Here is a 14,471-nt window from a genome sequence, read left to right as displayed (position 1 = left end):
CAAACGCAGCAGGCGAAAGTGTGCAGTCGCGTCGAAGGAACCGGAGACATCAGAACTCATTTTTCACAGACAGCATTATTAAAGGCATTTATACATAACCGTCGTGGCCTCGGGCACACCGTCGATGGAAAGCGCATACTCCGGGATCTGCCCGCTTATTTTCCAGCCCTGCGTCAGATAAAGCTGTTCTGCCACATCGCCGCTGCGCGTATCCAGCACCAGCAGCGTTCTGCAGGCCTGGCGGGCAAGCTGCTCGGCGCGAGACAGCAGCTGACGGGCGATGCCGCGCCGCCTGGCCTGCGGATGGACCAGCAGCTTAGCAATTTCCGCGCGGTGCGCGCCATTGGGCATCATGGCCAGTACCAGGATAACCGTCGCAACAACCCTGCCGGCCTGGCGCGCAACCAGTAGCTGGAGATCGCCGCTATTCAGGCTGGCGATGACCCCGAGCCAGAAATGGCGCATCGGTTCAGGATCCAGGCTGACAAAGCCCACGCTGGCTCCCTGCGCTACGCAGGCGCTGAGCACGTTACAGAGCTCAGCCTGCGCAGCGCAGGCCTGATCAGCAGTAAGTAAATCCCATGAAAGCGTCATATAAGCGGCCTCAGTAGTGTTGAGTGGATGATTACCGGCGGGCATCCGCCCTGTCAGAGGCGTTGCTCACCCGATCGGACAGACACCTTAAGCGCCCAGAGGCGAAGGCAGTTTATTGAGCACGACAGACCACCAGCGCGTAGTGCGCCCCTTCTGCTTCTGGCGCATGAAACGAAGAGCGCCCAAAGAGATGAAACCGCAAAGAGTCGCCCGCCTCCAGACGCCACTGCCGATCGTTCATGCTGAATAACAGCACGCCGCTAAGTATCCAGAGATGCTGCTCGATTCCGGCGACTGGCGGGGCATCGTAGTTGATCAGTGCGCCCGCCTTGAGCCGTGCTTCCACCAGCTCGCCCAGAAAGCCTGTAGCAGGCGGCGAAACGCTACGTCTTTCAAAGCCGCTCTCGCGATCGCACCAGACGTTTTGCGCCGCCGGACGCAGATGCACAGGCCCCTCCTCATCAACACAGCTCAGCAACCGCGACAGGGTTAAACCGTAGGCGATGCACAGTCGGTTAAGCAGCGAGGCGGTCGGGCTGGTTTCAGCGCGTTCAATCCTGGAAAGTGATGCGCGGCTAATGCCTGTCAGTTCGGCCAGTGCCTCCAGCGACCAGTTCCTCTCCAGGCGAAGCTGAGCCAGGCGTTGCGCAAGACGGTGTTCAGCGAGCGAAAATTGCACTAATTTTTCTCTTTTATGGGAAATATTCTCTTAGATGAGATATAGCCGGTTTTCTAATCCGCTTCAACTTGTACAATAAAAAAATAGTTGTACAGCCGGGGAGAGTCCGCTACGGTTAGGGTGAGTAGAGAAAGATAAGAGGAATTGCATGGCATTGTACAGTATTGGTGACGTTGCCGAACGCTGTGGGATCAATCCCGTAACGCTTCGTGCCTGGCAGCGCCGCTATGGCTTACTGAAGCCGCAGCGGACTGAAGGGGGTCACCGGCAGTTTGATGAAGATGATATTCTGCGCATTGAAGAGATTAAGCGCTGGGTGGGAAGCGGTGTGCCCGTTGGCAAGGTTAAGGCTCTGCTTGAGGGGGAAAATATCAGCGTGGATGATGCCTGGTCCACCCTGAAAGAAGAGATGATGACCGTTCTTCGCCATGTTAAGCCAGCTAAAATCAGGAACAGGATCGCAGCCATTGGCCGTGAAAATCCGGCGGATGCGCTGATCGACAACGTTTTTCTGCCCATACGGCAGCGGCTCGGACTGGATCAAAATACCGCCCGCGCCATGTGCAGCCTGCTGGACGGCGCGTTAATCGACTATGTTGCTTTCTGCCTCACCGGCTCGCGCAAAAAGGCGGGTAAGGATGCACTACTGATGGGCTGGGGAACGGAGGACCGTACGCGGCTGTGGCTTGAAGCATGGCGTTTGTCGCAGCAGGGCTGGCGGATGGACGTTATGGCCGAACCGCTGGAAATGCCCCGCCCGGAGCTGTTTCCAGGCCAGAAGATCTTTATTTTTACCGGAAAAGCGCTAACCCATCGACAGCAGGAGATGATGAATCACTGGCAGGAACAGGGATTTACCGTCTCACATATCGGACACTAGCGAAGGTCGTTAAAAAGCCAGCAAAGGCTTAACGCGAGGGTGGGAAAGGCGATATACTCGTGCCCTCAGCGCTTCAACAAACGGGCACCGGCATGAACTGGCAAAAAATTGGCGTAATTATTATCTTCCTGATGATGGCCCTCGGTGGCATTGGCGGCGTGATGCTGACTGGCTACACTATCCTTATCCGTTCTTAAAACGCCGTATCAGCCGCTCGAAAAGCCGATCGGTAACGATGGCCAGCAGGGCGACCAGGCAGGCGCCCTGGATAACATAGGCCGTGTTAAATCCGCTTAATCCGATAATCACCGGCGTTCCCAGGGTTTTCGCCCCCACGGTAGAGGCAATCGCCGCCGTGCCAATATTGATAATCACCGATGTCCTGATCCCCGCCAGAATCACCGGTGCGGCCAGCGGCAACTCCACCTTACATAAAATCTGCCATGCGCTCATGCCCACGCCTTCGGCGATCTCCCTGGCGCTGGCAGGCACCGCATCAATACCGGCCAGCGTCCCCTGCAAAATCGGCAGCAGGCCATACAGCAGCAGCGCAATAATCGCCGGCGCTTCACCAAACCCCATCACCGGCACGGCAATGGCTAACACCGCCACCGGTGGAAAGGTCTGACCCGCCGCGACCAGCGTTTCAGTCAGCGATCGGAACTCCTTTCCGGCGCTGCGCGTGACCAGTACCCCGCCCCCCATACCAATAATGACGGCAAAAAAGCTGGAAACGGCCACCAGCCCGATATGCGATAGCGCCAGCTGAACAAAACTGTCCTGCTGATACAGGGGGCGTTCCAGCTGCGGAAAGGCGCGGGCAAACAGCGGACCGCTCAGGGGCATAGCCATTAGCAGGGCCACAAATAGCAGAATCAGCCATAATAGCGGATCGCGGAGCCAGCGCATCTTAAGCCCCCTTCTGCCGTAACAGATCGGTAAAGTGCAGCACGCCAAGCGGTTGATGCTGCGCGTCCGTTACCGCCAGCCGGTCGGTCTGTCGGGCGATGAACTGCGACAGCGCTTCGCGCAGGGTCATACTTTCGGGAATGGCCTCTTCATCCAGCCACTCTCCCCGCCGCGCAGCCGATCCGGCGTTGCCAAGTGACAGTAGTCTGACGCCCAGTTCACTACGGCCAAAAAAGTCCTGTACGAAGGCGTTTTTGGGGCGGGTCAGCATCTCCAGCGGCGTACCCTGCTGAATCACTTTACCGGCGTCCATAAGCACCAGACGGTCCGCCAGCGCCAGGGCTTCATCAATATCGTGCGTCACCAGCACGATAGTGCGGCCAGAGATCTGATGAATACGTGCGATCTCCTGCTGGAGCGCCGCTCGCGTTACCGGATCCAGCGCGCCGAAAGGCTCATCCATCAGCAGGACTTCGGGATCGGCCGCCAGCGCGCGGGCTACGCCTACCCGCTGCTGCTGCCCGCCCGAAAGCTGATGAGGGTAGCGGTGACGAAAATGATCCTCAAGATTCAGCAGCGCCAGCAGCTCGCTGACCCGTTCGGTAATGCGCGCCTTCGGCCAGTTCAGCAGCGAAGGCACGGTGGCGATGTTCTTCTCCACCGTCCAGTGAGGAAACAGCCCTATTGACTGAATGGCATAGCCCATACGACGACGAAGCACCTGAGGATTGAACTGGCGGATCTCTTCTCCGGCAAACAGGATCGACCCCTCATCATGCTCAATCAGGCGGTTAATCATCTTCAGGGTGGTGGACTTCCCCGACCCCGATGTGCCAATCAGCACCGTAAATTCCCCGTCGGCAATATTTAGCGTCAGATCGCTGACGGCCGGTATGCCGGCAAAATATTTACTCACTCCGTTAAAATGGATCATGGGCGCGTTGCCTCGGTCAGCGAAAGGAGAAATTTAAACAGCGCATCAACCACCACCGCCAGCGCAATGACCGGAATGACGCCCAGCAGTACCAACTCCAGCGCGCTGCTGAGAAGGCCCTGAAAAATGAGGGCACCAAACCCACCAGCCCCAATCAGCGCGGCAATCGCCGCCATGCCCACGGTCTGAACCGAAATAACCCGCAGTCCGGAAAGCAGCACCGGCAGCGCCAGCGGCACTTCGGCATGCCAGAAAATCTGTGCCGGGGTCATGCCCATGCCACGCGCGGTTTCAACCACCTCACGGGGTACCTGCTGTAAACCCGCTACCACGCTTCTCACCAGCGGCAGCAGCGCATACAGTACCAGCGCGATCAGCGCGGGCGCTACGCCGATACCGCTGATGCCTATTTCAGAAAGCGCCGGAAAGGCCTTTGCCAGGCCGGCCAGCGGGGCGATCAACAGGGCGAACAGAGCGATAGAGGGCACGGTCTGAATGATGTTCAGAACCGCGAAAACCGGGGACTGCGCCGATTTTTTTCGATAGCAGAGCCAGCCCAGCGGAATACCTATAATCAGGGTCGGCAGCAGCGTACCCAGCAGCAACAGCAAATGGCGGCTAAGCGCCTCATTAAAGACCTCATGCCGGTTGGCGTACTCCTTTAGCAGCGCCAGCTGATCGAGCTGTCCGCTCAGGATTAAAACGATGACCGGGATCCAGAGTTGTCCGTTCAGCAGCAGTCGCCAGAGAGGATTTTTCGTCAGCCGGGTCACGGCATCCGCTGCAGCCAGCAGACAAAGACCCAGCGCCAGCCAGCAGCCGCTGCCGAAGGCGCTACGAGCCAGCGGGCTGCCCTGCTGCGCGAGCCGGGCGGCCAGTTCGCCTCCCAGCGCGATCAATCCCACCAGCAGCAGTTCGCTCAGTAACAACGTCAGCAGCAGATTGCGTCGGGAGAGCGGCAGAAATGCCAGCAGCGGCAGCAGTAACAGCGCGGGCAGCCACCACCACCCGCCGCCACCGGGCATCAGCTGATACAGGGCAAAAGGCTGACCGGATACCAGCCGATTGGGCGCGTAGTTAAGGAACGGCAACAGGAGTAGCGCCGCGACCAACAGTAGGCCCAGCATCAGCAATACGCGATTATAAACAGTGAGGCGCACATTTTCCCCGCGATAACCGGCCATCAAACCGGCCTTTACTTAGCCTGTAGCAGCTGCTTTTGTTGCAGATAGTCCGCAGCCACTTTTTTTGCATCCTGCCCCTCAACGGCGATTTTTGCATTAAGCGATTGCAGCGTTTTTTCGTCGAGTGAAGCAAAGACGGGTTTTAGCCACTCCGCGATGCCCGGATAGCTTTTCAGTACCGCATCACGGATCACCGGGGCCGGTGCATAGACTGGCTGCACGCCCTTAGGATCGCTAAGCGTTTGCAGGCCAAGTGCGGCTACCGGGCCGTCAGTGCCGTAAGCCATCGCAGCGTTAACGCCAGAAGTATGCTGCGCGGCGGCCTTCACGGTAACCGCCGTATCGCCTCCGGCCAGCGACAGGAGCTGGTCCTGCTTAAGCGTGAACCCATAGGCTTTCTGAAAGGCCGGAAGCGCATCGGGCCGCTCGATAAATTCGGCTGAGGCCGCCAGCTTGAACTCGCCACCCTTTTTCAGCCAGGCGCTCAGGTCGTCCAGTGATTGCAGATGACCTTTCTTCGCCAGATCGCCGCTGACCGCAATGGTCCAGGTATTATTGGCCGGTGAAGGGGTAAGCCAGGTCAGATGATTTTTTCCCTCATCCAGTTTTTTTACTTTTTCATAACCCGCCTGCGCGTTTTTCCAGGCCGGGTCCTGTTCGTCATTAAAGAAGAACGCGCCGTTACCGGTGTATTCCGGGTAGATATCCAGTTCGCCCGCCGTTATGGCACCACGGACGACCTGCGTGGTACCCAGCTGGACCTTATTGATGGTTTTTACGCCGTGATTATCCAGAACCTGGAGGATAATATTGCCGAGCAGCGATCCTTCCGTATCAATTTTCGACCCCACTCTCACCGGATCGGCGGCCGTCGCCGATCCGGTCAGTGCCAGTAGAACGGCCAGCGTGATTACGCCGCCGCGCGCGGTTACCTTTGCCATTTTCTTTTCCTTTTCGTCAGGTTAGTAACAAGCGTAGCCTAATAAATTAACGGGTGAAGCCGGACGGCAAAAAACCGCGCGGGCCATCACCCTGCTGTTGTCCGGCGGGGAGTTTTTGTTAACTGAAGCCACTAAGGTTAAGGATATGAAGTATTTCCCCCGGCAGCGCTCGCGTGTATTCTCAGCGCTTATTCTAATAAAACTGAACACAACATTATGACGCTTTCAACCACCCCGGCGCACGTCGCCATGGCAGGGAATATCCCAACGGGCGAGCCCGTTATTATCCGCGAGGCATCCGATGTTTCGCAGCTGATTAATACCAGTACGCATTCGCGAAACAATGCGCGCATTGTTATTGGCATCGCGCTGGGCGGCGTTTTTCTGGATGCCTATGATCTAGGCTCGCTGGCTTTCGGTATGAAGGATATTACGCGGGAGTTTGGCCTCTCTCCGGGCGGCGCAGGAATGGTGGCATCGGCGATTGCCTTCGGCGCCATTGTCGGCGCGCTGGCAGGGGGCTATCTGACCGATAAAATCGGGCGCTATCGCGTCTTTATGGCCGATATGTTCTTCTTTGTGGTCGCCGCCATCGCCTGTGCATGTGCCCCCAACGAGTATGTACTGGCGGGCGCGCGCTTTGTAATGGGGCTGGGTGTCGGCATTGATTTACCGGTAGCGATGGCTTTTTTAGCCGAATTTTCGAAGCTAAAGGGGCGGGGGAATAAAGCCTCCAGTATCGCCATGTGGTGTCCCACCTGGTACGCCGCGATCTCGATCTCCTGGCTACTGGTGCTGTTTTTCTATGCGGTGTTGCCCGCTGAATATGCCGGCTGGCTATGGCGTATTATTCTCGGCTTTGGCGCGGTGCCTGCCCTGCTGATAATCGCTATTCGCAGTCGGTATATGAGCGAATCGCCCGTATGGGCGGCCAATCAGGGCGATCTGCAAGGGGCGGCGGCGATCCTGCGCAATGCCTGGGGCATTAACGCGCAGGTGGCGGCAGCGTCGGAACGGCCGCCCGTTAAGCCGGTGCGTGCGGCAAGCTGGCGTAATTACGGTGAACTGCTGAGGGGGGTTTACCTGCGCCGCACGATTCTGGCCACCGTCACTGCGGTAGCCTCGGCTTTCGCGTATAACGCCGTGGCCTTTGGCCTGCCGGTGATTATCTCCAGCTTTCTGGCGCAGTCAATGCTGACCACTATTCTGGTGTCACTGGCGCTGAATTTGCTTTTTGCCTTTACCGGCGGCCTGCTCGCCGTACGGCTGGTCCCACGCTTTGGTGCCTGGAAGATGACCGTGCTGGGCTACAGTTTCCAGCTGGTGGCGCTGGTGGGTCTGGCGCTGGTGGGCAAGCCGGACAGCGGCGCAGAGGCGGCCCTCTCTGTTGCCATGCTGGCGCTTTTCCTGCTGGGTCAGGGAGTCGGTCCGGGGTCCCATACCATGACCTTCGCCTCACTCAGCTACCCCACTTCGCTGCGCGGCGTTGGCGTTGGTTTTAACCAGACGCTGATGCGCGCCAGCTCGACGGTTTCGCTGTTTATGTTCCCGCTGCTGGCCGCCGCCCTCAGCACCCGCGTCTTCTGGATTATTGCGCTGGCACCGCTGGCGGGGCTGCTGGCGTTACTGATCGTTCGCTGGGAGCCGTCGGGCTATGATGTGGATGCAGAGGATTTCACTTCTGCCAGCCAGTGATGTGTTCATCTGAGAACTGGCGCTGGCCCGGCAACAGAAGCGGCGTGGCGGAATATTATCCGACCATCTGTTTTTGGCTGAACTGCTGAAACTGGGCGGGAATACGGGAAAAGGTGTGCAGAAACCACGGCGTAAAGCGTTCGGGATGCTGCACCATCTCAGTTTCCAGCTCGCCCAGTGAGATATAGCGGTAATCTTCTGCTTCGTCGGCATTCAGCTGCGGCAGCTCATCGCTAATCGCGAAAAAAACGTGACCGTACTCGTGTTCGGTCAGGCCGTTACTGAGCGGCAGGTTGTAACTCAGTTCAAATACCGGTTCCAGCGAAAGCCGCATACCCATCTCTTCGCGCAGGCGTCGCTCGGCGGCGTGCCGGGTTGCTTCTTCCGGATAAGGATGACCGCAGGTGGTGTTACTCCACAGCCCGCCGCAGTGGTATTTCCCACTGGCGCGCTGCTGTAGCAGCAGCTGATGCCGCGAGTTGAAGATATAGATGGTTACTGCGCGGTGCAGCAATCCCTTTTCATGAACCTCCAGCTTTTCCATGCGGCCCGTAGGGCGATCGTGACGATCGACCAGTATCACTTCGATTGCAGACATTCACCCTCCTTAAGATAATTCCCAGTTAGTGTGGCACATCTTTTTATCCTGATAACGTAAAATTCGTGCGAAATGAGAAAGGTTACGCAACTTTAACAGGATTGCGCGGGTAGAGACGTCGCTCGCAAGAGAGCGGATGGTGAGTCCGATCACCGTAAAGTATTGCAGCACGGGTGTCATCCCACTGGCAGGATCGCATCCAGACTCACGGGTAGTACCGGAGAGTTTTTATCGCGCCTCGCAATATTTGTATTTGCATCGATTGTCATTTTGATATGATGGCTGCCGATAATTTAGCCGGACAGGATAAGTAGAATAATGCTCCTTGTCTGCGAATGGCTCCAGGGACCAAATACGTAAGGTTTTTTTGTTTTGTCGGTATTAAGAAATTTCCAGCCGGTGCCGATAACGAGGAAGTTAATTTTTATTTATTAAATGGAGGTTTATATGTCTGGGATGGTTTTTTGCCGGGGTTGCGGTAAGGAAATTCACAGTTCTGCCAGAGCCTGTCCACAGTGTGGCGCGACGCAGGGTGCGGTGACGGGAGAAAAGAGCCGGATTGCAGCAGCACTGTTAGCCTTTTTCCTCGGCGGATTTGGCGTTCACAAGTTTTATCTTGGCCGGATTGGGCAGGGGTTTCTCTATCTGATTTTTTGCTGGACGTTCATTCCAGCGCTGATCGCCTTTTTTGAGTTTATTATTTACCTTTGCACATCTGATGAGAATTTCGCCAAAAAATATGGCTGATGGGTCAGGGCAACATAATTATCAACCGTACTGAATTGCATTATATCTGGGTAGTTGTGCTGGCTGCACTATATGCGCTGCCGGTGGATAATCCCAGCGTTTGCCGGGCGTCACAGCTACAGGCTTTGCCGGGTGCCTTTGGCTCCGACTCCAGGCCGGACGGCCCGGTCGCGAGCGGGCATCCCTGCCCGCCGCACCCTGAGTGCAGCATCCCTGCTGCCCTCGCCTGACCTTCCGTCTGCGCCGCAGCGCTGTGGATTGCCCGTCAATCGCAGGGATTATCCCCCTCTCAGGCTGATGAGCTGCTTTGAGTAAAACCGTTTATCTGTCCGCAGGTTTCCGAGCCTATCCCAGTTAAGATTTACTCGCGCGCAGGATTCGGCTCACTTTTCGATTTAGTTTTTGGTGCCGCTATTCAGGTCATTTATCTGCACCACGAAAATACCCGTCACAATAAACTGTGCACTCTCAGTCTTCTGAGCTTCTTCAAATCCCAACTATTTTGGTAATTGCATACTTCCTGTACGCATTCATATCTGGCAAAGCGTTTCCTGGAATCTCCGACACCGCCCTTAACCGCAGCCAGCACAATGCAATAAGCCGGCGGGTGGGGCCCTGTGACAGGCAATCCGCAGCGCTGAGCGCAGGGAGGAAGACCCGGATGGGCCAGCAGGGAGGCTGGCACCGGGCACCACACGTTGGCGACTACCCCAGCCTTGCAGCGCCAGGCACCGGGCACAACCCCCAGGTGATAGCACTAAGCCAGTAACGCGCAAGGCAATGCCCGTGCTTAACTCTCTGGATCGACAATTTGCTGGCGGGGCCGGAAAATATGACCGGCACCGGATTGCATCAGCCGCTCAACCAGCTGATACCCCCCATTCTCATCGGCCTGCGCAAACTCACGCTCGGCAGTGGTCACCGGCGTTGCCCATAGCAAATTAACCTTATCATCCTCGCGCTTAGGTAAGGCAAACTGCCCCTCCTCACGGCCCAGCTCACCCGACAGCAGAAAACCTTCAAAACCCACCGGCGCGACCGCCGACTCCAGCGTATGCCCCTCCCCCAGCCAGCTAAGCCGTGCCCAGGGAAAATGTACAAAACCTGCCAGCGCACTGGCCATCTGCACCGCATTCTCCTCGGTCATCACTTCGGCATCAATCGCCATCGCCAGCTCGGCGCGGCGATACTGCGGAGCCAGCTCCTGATACAGATAATCGACCCAGGGCATCGGGCGAATGCTCATCCCCAGCGTCAGGAAAAACCAGCTCCCCTGATGATAGTGCTGGGAAATGGCCATCGGCGGCCAGCTCCCCTGATCGATAGCATAATACTTAAGGGATCCGCCGTAGTGGGATTCATAACACTTAAGCAGATCGCGCTGCATGGGCTCCCACAGATGTGTGTCATGCCAGTCACGCCAGAAACGGCGGTTTTTTTCAGCCTGAGCATAATTAGCATTGGTCGATGCCGACCCCAGCGGCGCGGTCAGACGGTTTTCCCGGATGCAGCCGGCCGAAAAGCTCACCTGCTTATTCTGATACAAACTCCAGCCGGGTATCACGGCCAGCAGCTGCCCCTGATACCAGAGCGCCGCGCCGTCATCGGACGGCTCCCAGATGATGTGTAAACCGGCCGGGTCAAGAGCCGGTTCCGCCTCCAGCGTACGGCAGAAGCCGGCGCTCAACAGTGGCGCGATGCCCTGCTCCATGGCCTCTACGTCTTCGCGGGCAGGTGCGGGCAGAAGATTACGTAGCCAGCAGCCACGTACGGCAAACTGACTGCGGAAAGGCTCGGCGGGCCACAGGTAGAAATAAGCCGTGCGCTCATCCTGTTCAACCCTGGCGATCAGCGTTTGTTGCTGATTAGCCACTTCAGCAATCAGGTACGACGGTGTCATATAGCCTCGACGATGGTGGGAAGGATCCCTTTTCCGGAGAATAGAGCAGGATGTCCTGTTACGCCACGTCGCGACAAGAGGAAGAGTCTCAAAATCGGCCTTAGCGCCTGATGTCTCGCTTAGTCACGTCCCATTCGCTGCATGGCCCGATGGTAGGCCCCACGACGGATACACCAGCGCAGAACCCCGGCCAGCAGGCCAAGGCGCTGACGAATCAGCCGATGCCGCAGCGGCGAGAAGCGAAAGCCAAATGCCTGCTGCGCCCACTCGGGAAGCAGTTCAATACCGGCCATCATCATTGCGTGCATCGCCGGCTTTGCCTGCCAGCTGGGCGCAGGGGCATCCATCAGCAGAGCAAGCACTTCGCGGGTACGCGCATCGCAGCGCAGTTCGGGCCGCATACGCGCCAGATAGTCTTCTACCGCTGCCGCCGTTTTCGGCACGTCCTCCGCGCCCAGCGCTTCTGCGACTCTCGCCGCTTCCGCATAGTAACGGTCCTGCTCTGCCAGGCTCAGCTGCGGATTTTTATAGCGCAGGTGGGCAGCGAGAAAGCGGCTGGTTTCTGCCACATGGACCCAGGTCAGCAGCGCCGGATCGCTGGCTGCGTAGGGCGTACCCGCGGCGTCCACGCCGGTCACCCAGAGATGGATGCGCTTCACCCGCTCAATCAGCGTGGCGGCATCCTGGGTGTTCCCAAAAGTGGTTACGGCAATAAACTGGCTGGTGCGCCGCAGGCGACCCATCATGTCTTCCCGGAAGCGGGAGTGATCCCAGACGCCTGCCAGCGCCAGCGGATGCAGCATCTGCATCAGCAGGGCTGATATGCCGCCGCACAGCATCGACGAGAAGTCGCCGTGAACGCGCCATATTACGCTGTCCGGGCCGTAAAGACCCGGGTCACCAGCCGGTTGAGAAAGATCAAACTCATTCATCGCCAGCCCGTTCAGGCGAAAAACCTGCTGCTGGATCCTGTCGCGAACCGAAAGCATAGGAGTTCCTGATTAATACTAAGTCAAAATAATAAGGGGCGAAAATTCGCCCCTTATCCCGACCATTACCCCGGGTGATGTCAAGGGTAACCGCAGAGATTATTGGTAGGTGAACTCTGCATCCTGGGTCCGAACCGAGTCCAGGCCGATCATCACGCCAAATTTGCCCGGCTCGGCAGCGTACTGCATCTTCGCGTTCCAGAAGTTCAGCGCCTGCACGTCAATCGGGAAGGTCACCTGTTGTGATTCGCCTGCTTTCAGCATGATGCGCTTAAAGCCCTTCAGCTCTTTAACCGGTCTGCTGATGCTGGCAATTTCATCGTGCAGATACATCTGCACCACCGTAGCGCCGTCCCGCTTACCGGTGTTGGTTACCGTCACGCTGGCGTTCACCGTACCGTTATGCGTCAGGGTTGGCGCCGACATCACCACTGGCGACACCGTAAAGGTGGTGTAGCTCAGACCATAGCCGAAAGGAAACAGCGGACCGTTAGCCGCATCGTAGTAATGCGACGTGTACTTATTCGGCTTGTTGGCGTCGTAAGGGCGTCCGGTATTAAGGTGATTATAGTAAATCGGGATTTGACCTACCGAGCGTGGAAACGACATCGGCAGCTTACCAGAAGGATTGTAGTCGCCAAAAAGCACGTCGGCGATGGCATTTCCGCCCTCGGTGCCGCTAAACCAGGTCTCCAGCAGCGCATCGGCCTGCATATTCTCCTTCACCAGCGCCAGCGGCCGACCATTCATCAGTACCAGCACCAGCGGCTTACCGGTTGCTTTCAGCGCGTCGATCAGCGCCAGCTGGCTGGGAGGAATAGTAATGTCGCTGCGGCTTGATGCTTCATGCGCCATACCCTGGGCTTCTCCGACCACCGCAATAACCACATCCGCTTTCTTCGCGGTGGCAACCGCCTCATCCAGCATTTGCTGCGGGGTGCGCGCGTCGACGGTGACCGCTTTTTCATACAGATTAAGGAAATCCTGGATGCCTTTGTTGTCGGTCACGTTAGCGCCTTTGGCATACAGTATCGTCGCCTTGCCAGCGGTGGCGTTTTTCAGCCCCTGCAACACGCTTACCGACTGCGCGGCAACGCCCGCCGCCGACCAGCTCCCCATAATGTCACGCTGGCTGTCGGCCAGCGGCCCAATCAGCGCCAGGGTGCCGGACTTTTTCAGCGGCAGCGTATCCAGACGGTTTTTCAGCAGCACAATGCTTTTACGCGCCACATCACGCGCCTCTGCCCGGTGCAACCGGCTTTCGGCGTTGGTATCGGCAGGGTCGCTCCCTTTCGGTCCCAAATGGCTGTATGGGTTATTAAACAGCCCCATATCATATTTGACGTTCAGCACGTGGCGGACGGCGTCGTCGATTTCATTTTCACTTACCGCCCCGCGTCTAACCAGGCCCGGCAGATACTTACTGTAATATTCATCGCTCATGCTCATATTGACGCCAGACTGAATGGCGATGCGCACCGCGTCTTCCGGATCGCTGGCGACCCCATGCTTAATCAGCTCTTTGATCGCGCCGTGGTCGCTGATGGTGATGCCTTTAAACTTCCACGCGTTACGCAGCAGATCTTTTAACAGCCAGCCGTCTGCTGTAGCGGGTACGCCATTCAGCGAGTTAAGCGCCACCATCACGCCCCCGCTGCCCGCATCCAGCGCAGCTTTATAAGGCGGCAGATAGTCCTGCGCCAGACGCTGCGGGCTCATATCGACCGTGTTGTAATCGCGGCCCCCTTCCACAGCGCCATAGGCGGCAAAATGTTTTACGCTGGTCATTACCGAATAGCGATCCGCCGGGCTTTTACCCTGCATGGATTTAACCATGGCCCGCCCCATTGCTGAGGTCAGGAAGGTGTCTTCCCCAAACCCTTCGGAGACCCGACCCCAGCGCGGCTCGCGCGTGACGTCGACCATCGGCGCCCAGGTCATGTTCAGGCCATCATCTGCGGCTTCATAAGCGGAAATCCGCCCCACGTCAGCCACCGCCGCCAGATCCCAGCTGGCCGCGAGAGCAAGTGGGATAGGGAAGACAGTGCGCTGACCGTGCACCACGTCAAAGGCAAAAAAGAGCGGGATTTTCAGGCGACTGAGCTGCATCACCTGGTCCTGCATCGCGCGAATATCCTGTCGGGTCACGGTATTGAAAATTGCCCCCACCTGCTCATGCTGGATCATCTCACGGATAGCCTCTTTCGGATTATCCGGCCCGACGCTAATCAGTCGCAGCTGACCAATTTTTTCATCGAGGGTCATTTTTTTCAGCAGGTTAGTCACGAAGGCATCGCGGGCTTGCGGCGTCAACGCATGGGGAGCCGTAAGCTCCTCAGCAAAAGCCGGGTGCAGCGCCAGGGCGGCAGCAAGGCTGACAGAGCACATCCATTTCATCAGGTTGGTTTCTCTCAAATAACT

15 protein-coding genes are annotated in these 14,471 nt (G+C 57.5%); 5 read left to right on the top strand and 10 right to left on the bottom strand.

Going from position 1 to position 14,471, the window contains the following annotated elements:
- Positions 1-78: 78 nt before the first annotated feature.
- Positions 79-594 (bottom strand): GNAT family N-acetyltransferase, encoded by a 516-nt coding sequence (locus tag ACLRGG_RS15550; protein ID WP_416250620.1) that lies wholly within the window; start codon positions 592-594, stop codon positions 79-81.
- A gap of 112 nt (positions 595-706) precedes the next feature.
- Positions 707-1,273: a helix-turn-helix domain-containing protein gene (locus ACLRGG_RS15545; RefSeq protein WP_416250619.1), complete on the bottom strand. Its 567-nt coding sequence runs from the start codon at positions 1,271-1,273 to the stop codon at positions 707-709.
- A 148-nt stretch (positions 1,274-1,421) separates the two neighbouring features.
- Between ACLRGG_RS15545 and ACLRGG_RS15540 the strand changes: the two genes are divergently transcribed.
- Positions 1,422-2,153 carry a MerR family transcriptional regulator gene (locus ACLRGG_RS15540; protein ID WP_416250618.1) on the top strand — a complete coding sequence of 244 codons (732 nt, stop codon included), beginning with the start codon at positions 1,422-1,424 and terminating at the stop codon, positions 2,151-2,153.
- A 92-nt stretch (positions 2,154-2,245) separates the two neighbouring features.
- Positions 2,246-2,350 (top strand): protein YohO, encoded by a 105-nt coding sequence (locus tag ACLRGG_RS15535; RefSeq protein ID WP_073980957.1) that lies wholly within the window; start codon positions 2,246-2,248, stop codon positions 2,348-2,350.
- On the opposite strand, the gene ACLRGG_RS15530 is transcribed toward ACLRGG_RS15535, so the two are convergent.
- From ACLRGG_RS15530 to osmF, 4 genes are read right to left on the bottom strand one after another with little or no spacing between them, the layout of a single operon-like run.
- Positions 2,337-3,062 carry an ABC transporter permease gene (locus ACLRGG_RS15530; RefSeq protein WP_416250617.1) on the bottom strand — a complete coding sequence of 242 codons (726 nt, stop codon included), beginning with the start codon at positions 3,060-3,062 and terminating at the stop codon, positions 2,337-2,339. The two genes, ACLRGG_RS15535 and ACLRGG_RS15530, sit on opposite strands and share 14 nt — an antisense overlap.
- 1 nt (position 3,063) lies before the next feature.
- Positions 3,064-3,996, bottom strand: coding sequence for an ABC transporter ATP-binding protein (locus ACLRGG_RS15525; RefSeq protein ID WP_416250616.1), 933 nt, complete (start codon positions 3,994-3,996; stop codon positions 3,064-3,066).
- The gene (locus ACLRGG_RS15520; protein WP_416250615.1) at positions 3,993-5,180 is read right to left on the bottom strand and encodes an ABC transporter permease; all 1,188 of its coding nucleotides are present in this window, start codon (positions 5,178-5,180) and stop codon (positions 3,993-3,995) included. The genes ACLRGG_RS15525 and ACLRGG_RS15520 overlap by 4 nt, the downstream gene beginning before the upstream one ends.
- Before the next feature lie 11 nt (positions 5,181-5,191).
- Positions 5,192-6,121 carry a glycine betaine ABC transporter substrate-binding protein OsmF gene (osmF, locus tag ACLRGG_RS15515; protein WP_416250614.1) on the bottom strand — a complete coding sequence of 310 codons (930 nt, stop codon included), beginning with the start codon at positions 6,119-6,121 and terminating at the stop codon, positions 5,192-5,194.
- Positions 6,122-6,337: 216 nt separating this feature from the next.
- On the opposite strand from osmF, the gene ACLRGG_RS15510 reads away from it, so the two are divergent.
- Positions 6,338-7,816: an MFS transporter gene (locus ACLRGG_RS15510; protein ID WP_416250613.1), complete on the top strand. Its 1,479-nt coding sequence runs from the start codon at positions 6,338-6,340 to the stop codon at positions 7,814-7,816.
- Positions 7,817-7,871: 55 nt separating this feature from the next.
- Here ACLRGG_RS15510 and idi read toward each other — a convergent pair whose 3' ends face one another.
- Complete coding sequence (gene idi / locus ACLRGG_RS15505) at positions 7,872-8,414, bottom strand: isopentenyl-diphosphate Delta-isomerase (protein ID WP_416250612.1); 543 nt, start codon at positions 8,412-8,414, stop codon at positions 7,872-7,874.
- Between the two features lie 447 nt (positions 8,415-8,861).
- Between idi and ACLRGG_RS15500 the strand changes: the two genes are divergently transcribed.
- Together ACLRGG_RS15500 and ACLRGG_RS15495 are read left to right on the top strand one after the other, a co-directional pair.
- Positions 8,862-9,161, top strand: a complete 300-nt coding sequence (locus tag ACLRGG_RS15500; protein ID WP_416250611.1) for a TM2 domain-containing protein — start codon at positions 8,862-8,864, stop codon at positions 9,159-9,161.
- 56 nt (positions 9,162-9,217) lie between these two features.
- Positions 9,218-9,391: a hypothetical protein gene (locus tag ACLRGG_RS15495; protein WP_416250610.1), complete on the top strand. Its 174-nt coding sequence runs from the start codon at positions 9,218-9,220 to the stop codon at positions 9,389-9,391.
- A 560-nt stretch (positions 9,392-9,951) separates the two neighbouring features.
- Here ACLRGG_RS15495 and ACLRGG_RS15490 read toward each other — a convergent pair.
- The 3 genes from ACLRGG_RS15490 to bglX all read right to left on the bottom strand — a co-directional run bounded on the left by ACLRGG_RS15490 (position 9,952) and on the right by bglX (position 14,447).
- On the bottom strand, positions 9,952-11,061 hold the full coding sequence (locus ACLRGG_RS15490; RefSeq protein WP_416250609.1) for a suppressor of fused domain protein: 1,110 nt from the start codon (positions 11,059-11,061) through the stop codon (positions 9,952-9,954).
- Positions 11,062-11,180: 119 nt separating this feature from the next.
- Positions 11,181-12,050 carry an oxygenase MpaB family protein gene (locus ACLRGG_RS15485; protein WP_416250608.1) on the bottom strand — a complete coding sequence of 290 codons (870 nt, stop codon included), beginning with the start codon at positions 12,048-12,050 and terminating at the stop codon, positions 11,181-11,183.
- A 99-nt stretch (positions 12,051-12,149) separates the two neighbouring features.
- Entirely contained in the window at positions 12,150-14,447 is a 2,298-nt protein-coding gene (gene bglX, locus ACLRGG_RS15480) for a beta-glucosidase BglX (protein WP_416250607.1), read from the bottom strand.
- Positions 14,448-14,471 lie beyond the last annotated feature (24 nt).

Origin of the sequence: Erwinia sp. PPS120 (assembly GCF_047918655.1) — a bacterium.
In the GTDB taxonomy this organism is placed as follows: Bacteria; Pseudomonadota; Gammaproteobacteria; order Enterobacterales; family Enterobacteriaceae; genus Erwinia; species Erwinia tasmaniensis_A.
Note: the sequence above shows the minus strand (reverse complement) of the source record. Positions and strands in the feature narration are given on the sequence as shown.

Coding starts and splice junctions, on each gene's coding strand:
- ACLRGG_RS15550 (WP_416250620.1), bottom strand. CDS start 594: ATGACGCTTTCATGGGATTTACTTACTGCTGATCAGGCCTGCGCTGCG.
- ACLRGG_RS15540 (WP_416250618.1), top strand. CDS start 1,422: ATGGCATTGTACAGTATTGGTGACGTTGCCGAACGCTGTGGGATCAAT.
- ACLRGG_RS15535 (WP_073980957.1), top strand. CDS start 2,246: ATGAACTGGCAAAAAATTGGCGTAATTATTATCTTCCTGATGATGGCC.
- ACLRGG_RS15530 (WP_416250617.1), bottom strand. CDS start 3,062: ATGCGCTGGCTCCGCGATCCGCTATTATGGCTGATTCTGCTATTTGTG.
- ACLRGG_RS15525 (WP_416250616.1), bottom strand. CDS start 3,996: ATGATCCATTTTAACGGAGTGAGTAAATATTTTGCCGGCATACCGGCC.
- ACLRGG_RS15520 (WP_416250615.1), bottom strand. CDS start 5,180: ATGGCCGGTTATCGCGGGGAAAATGTGCGCCTCACTGTTTATAATCGC.
- osmF (WP_416250614.1), bottom strand. CDS start 6,121: ATGGCAAAGGTAACCGCGCGCGGCGGCGTAATCACGCTGGCCGTTCTA.
- ACLRGG_RS15510 (WP_416250613.1), top strand. CDS start 6,338: ATGACGCTTTCAACCACCCCGGCGCACGTCGCCATGGCAGGGAATATC.
- idi (WP_416250612.1), bottom strand. CDS start 8,414: ATGTCTGCAATCGAAGTGATACTGGTCGATCGTCACGATCGCCCTACG.
- ACLRGG_RS15500 (WP_416250611.1), top strand. CDS start 8,862: ATGTCTGGGATGGTTTTTTGCCGGGGTTGCGGTAAGGAAATTCACAGT.
- ACLRGG_RS15490 (WP_416250609.1), bottom strand. CDS start 11,061: ATGACACCGTCGTACCTGATTGCTGAAGTGGCTAATCAGCAACAAACG.
- ACLRGG_RS15485 (WP_416250608.1), bottom strand. CDS start 12,050: ATGCTTTCGGTTCGCGACAGGATCCAGCAGCAGGTTTTTCGCCTGAAC.
- bglX (WP_416250607.1), bottom strand. CDS start 14,447: ATGAAATGGATGTGCTCTGTCAGCCTTGCTGCCGCCCTGGCGCTGCAC.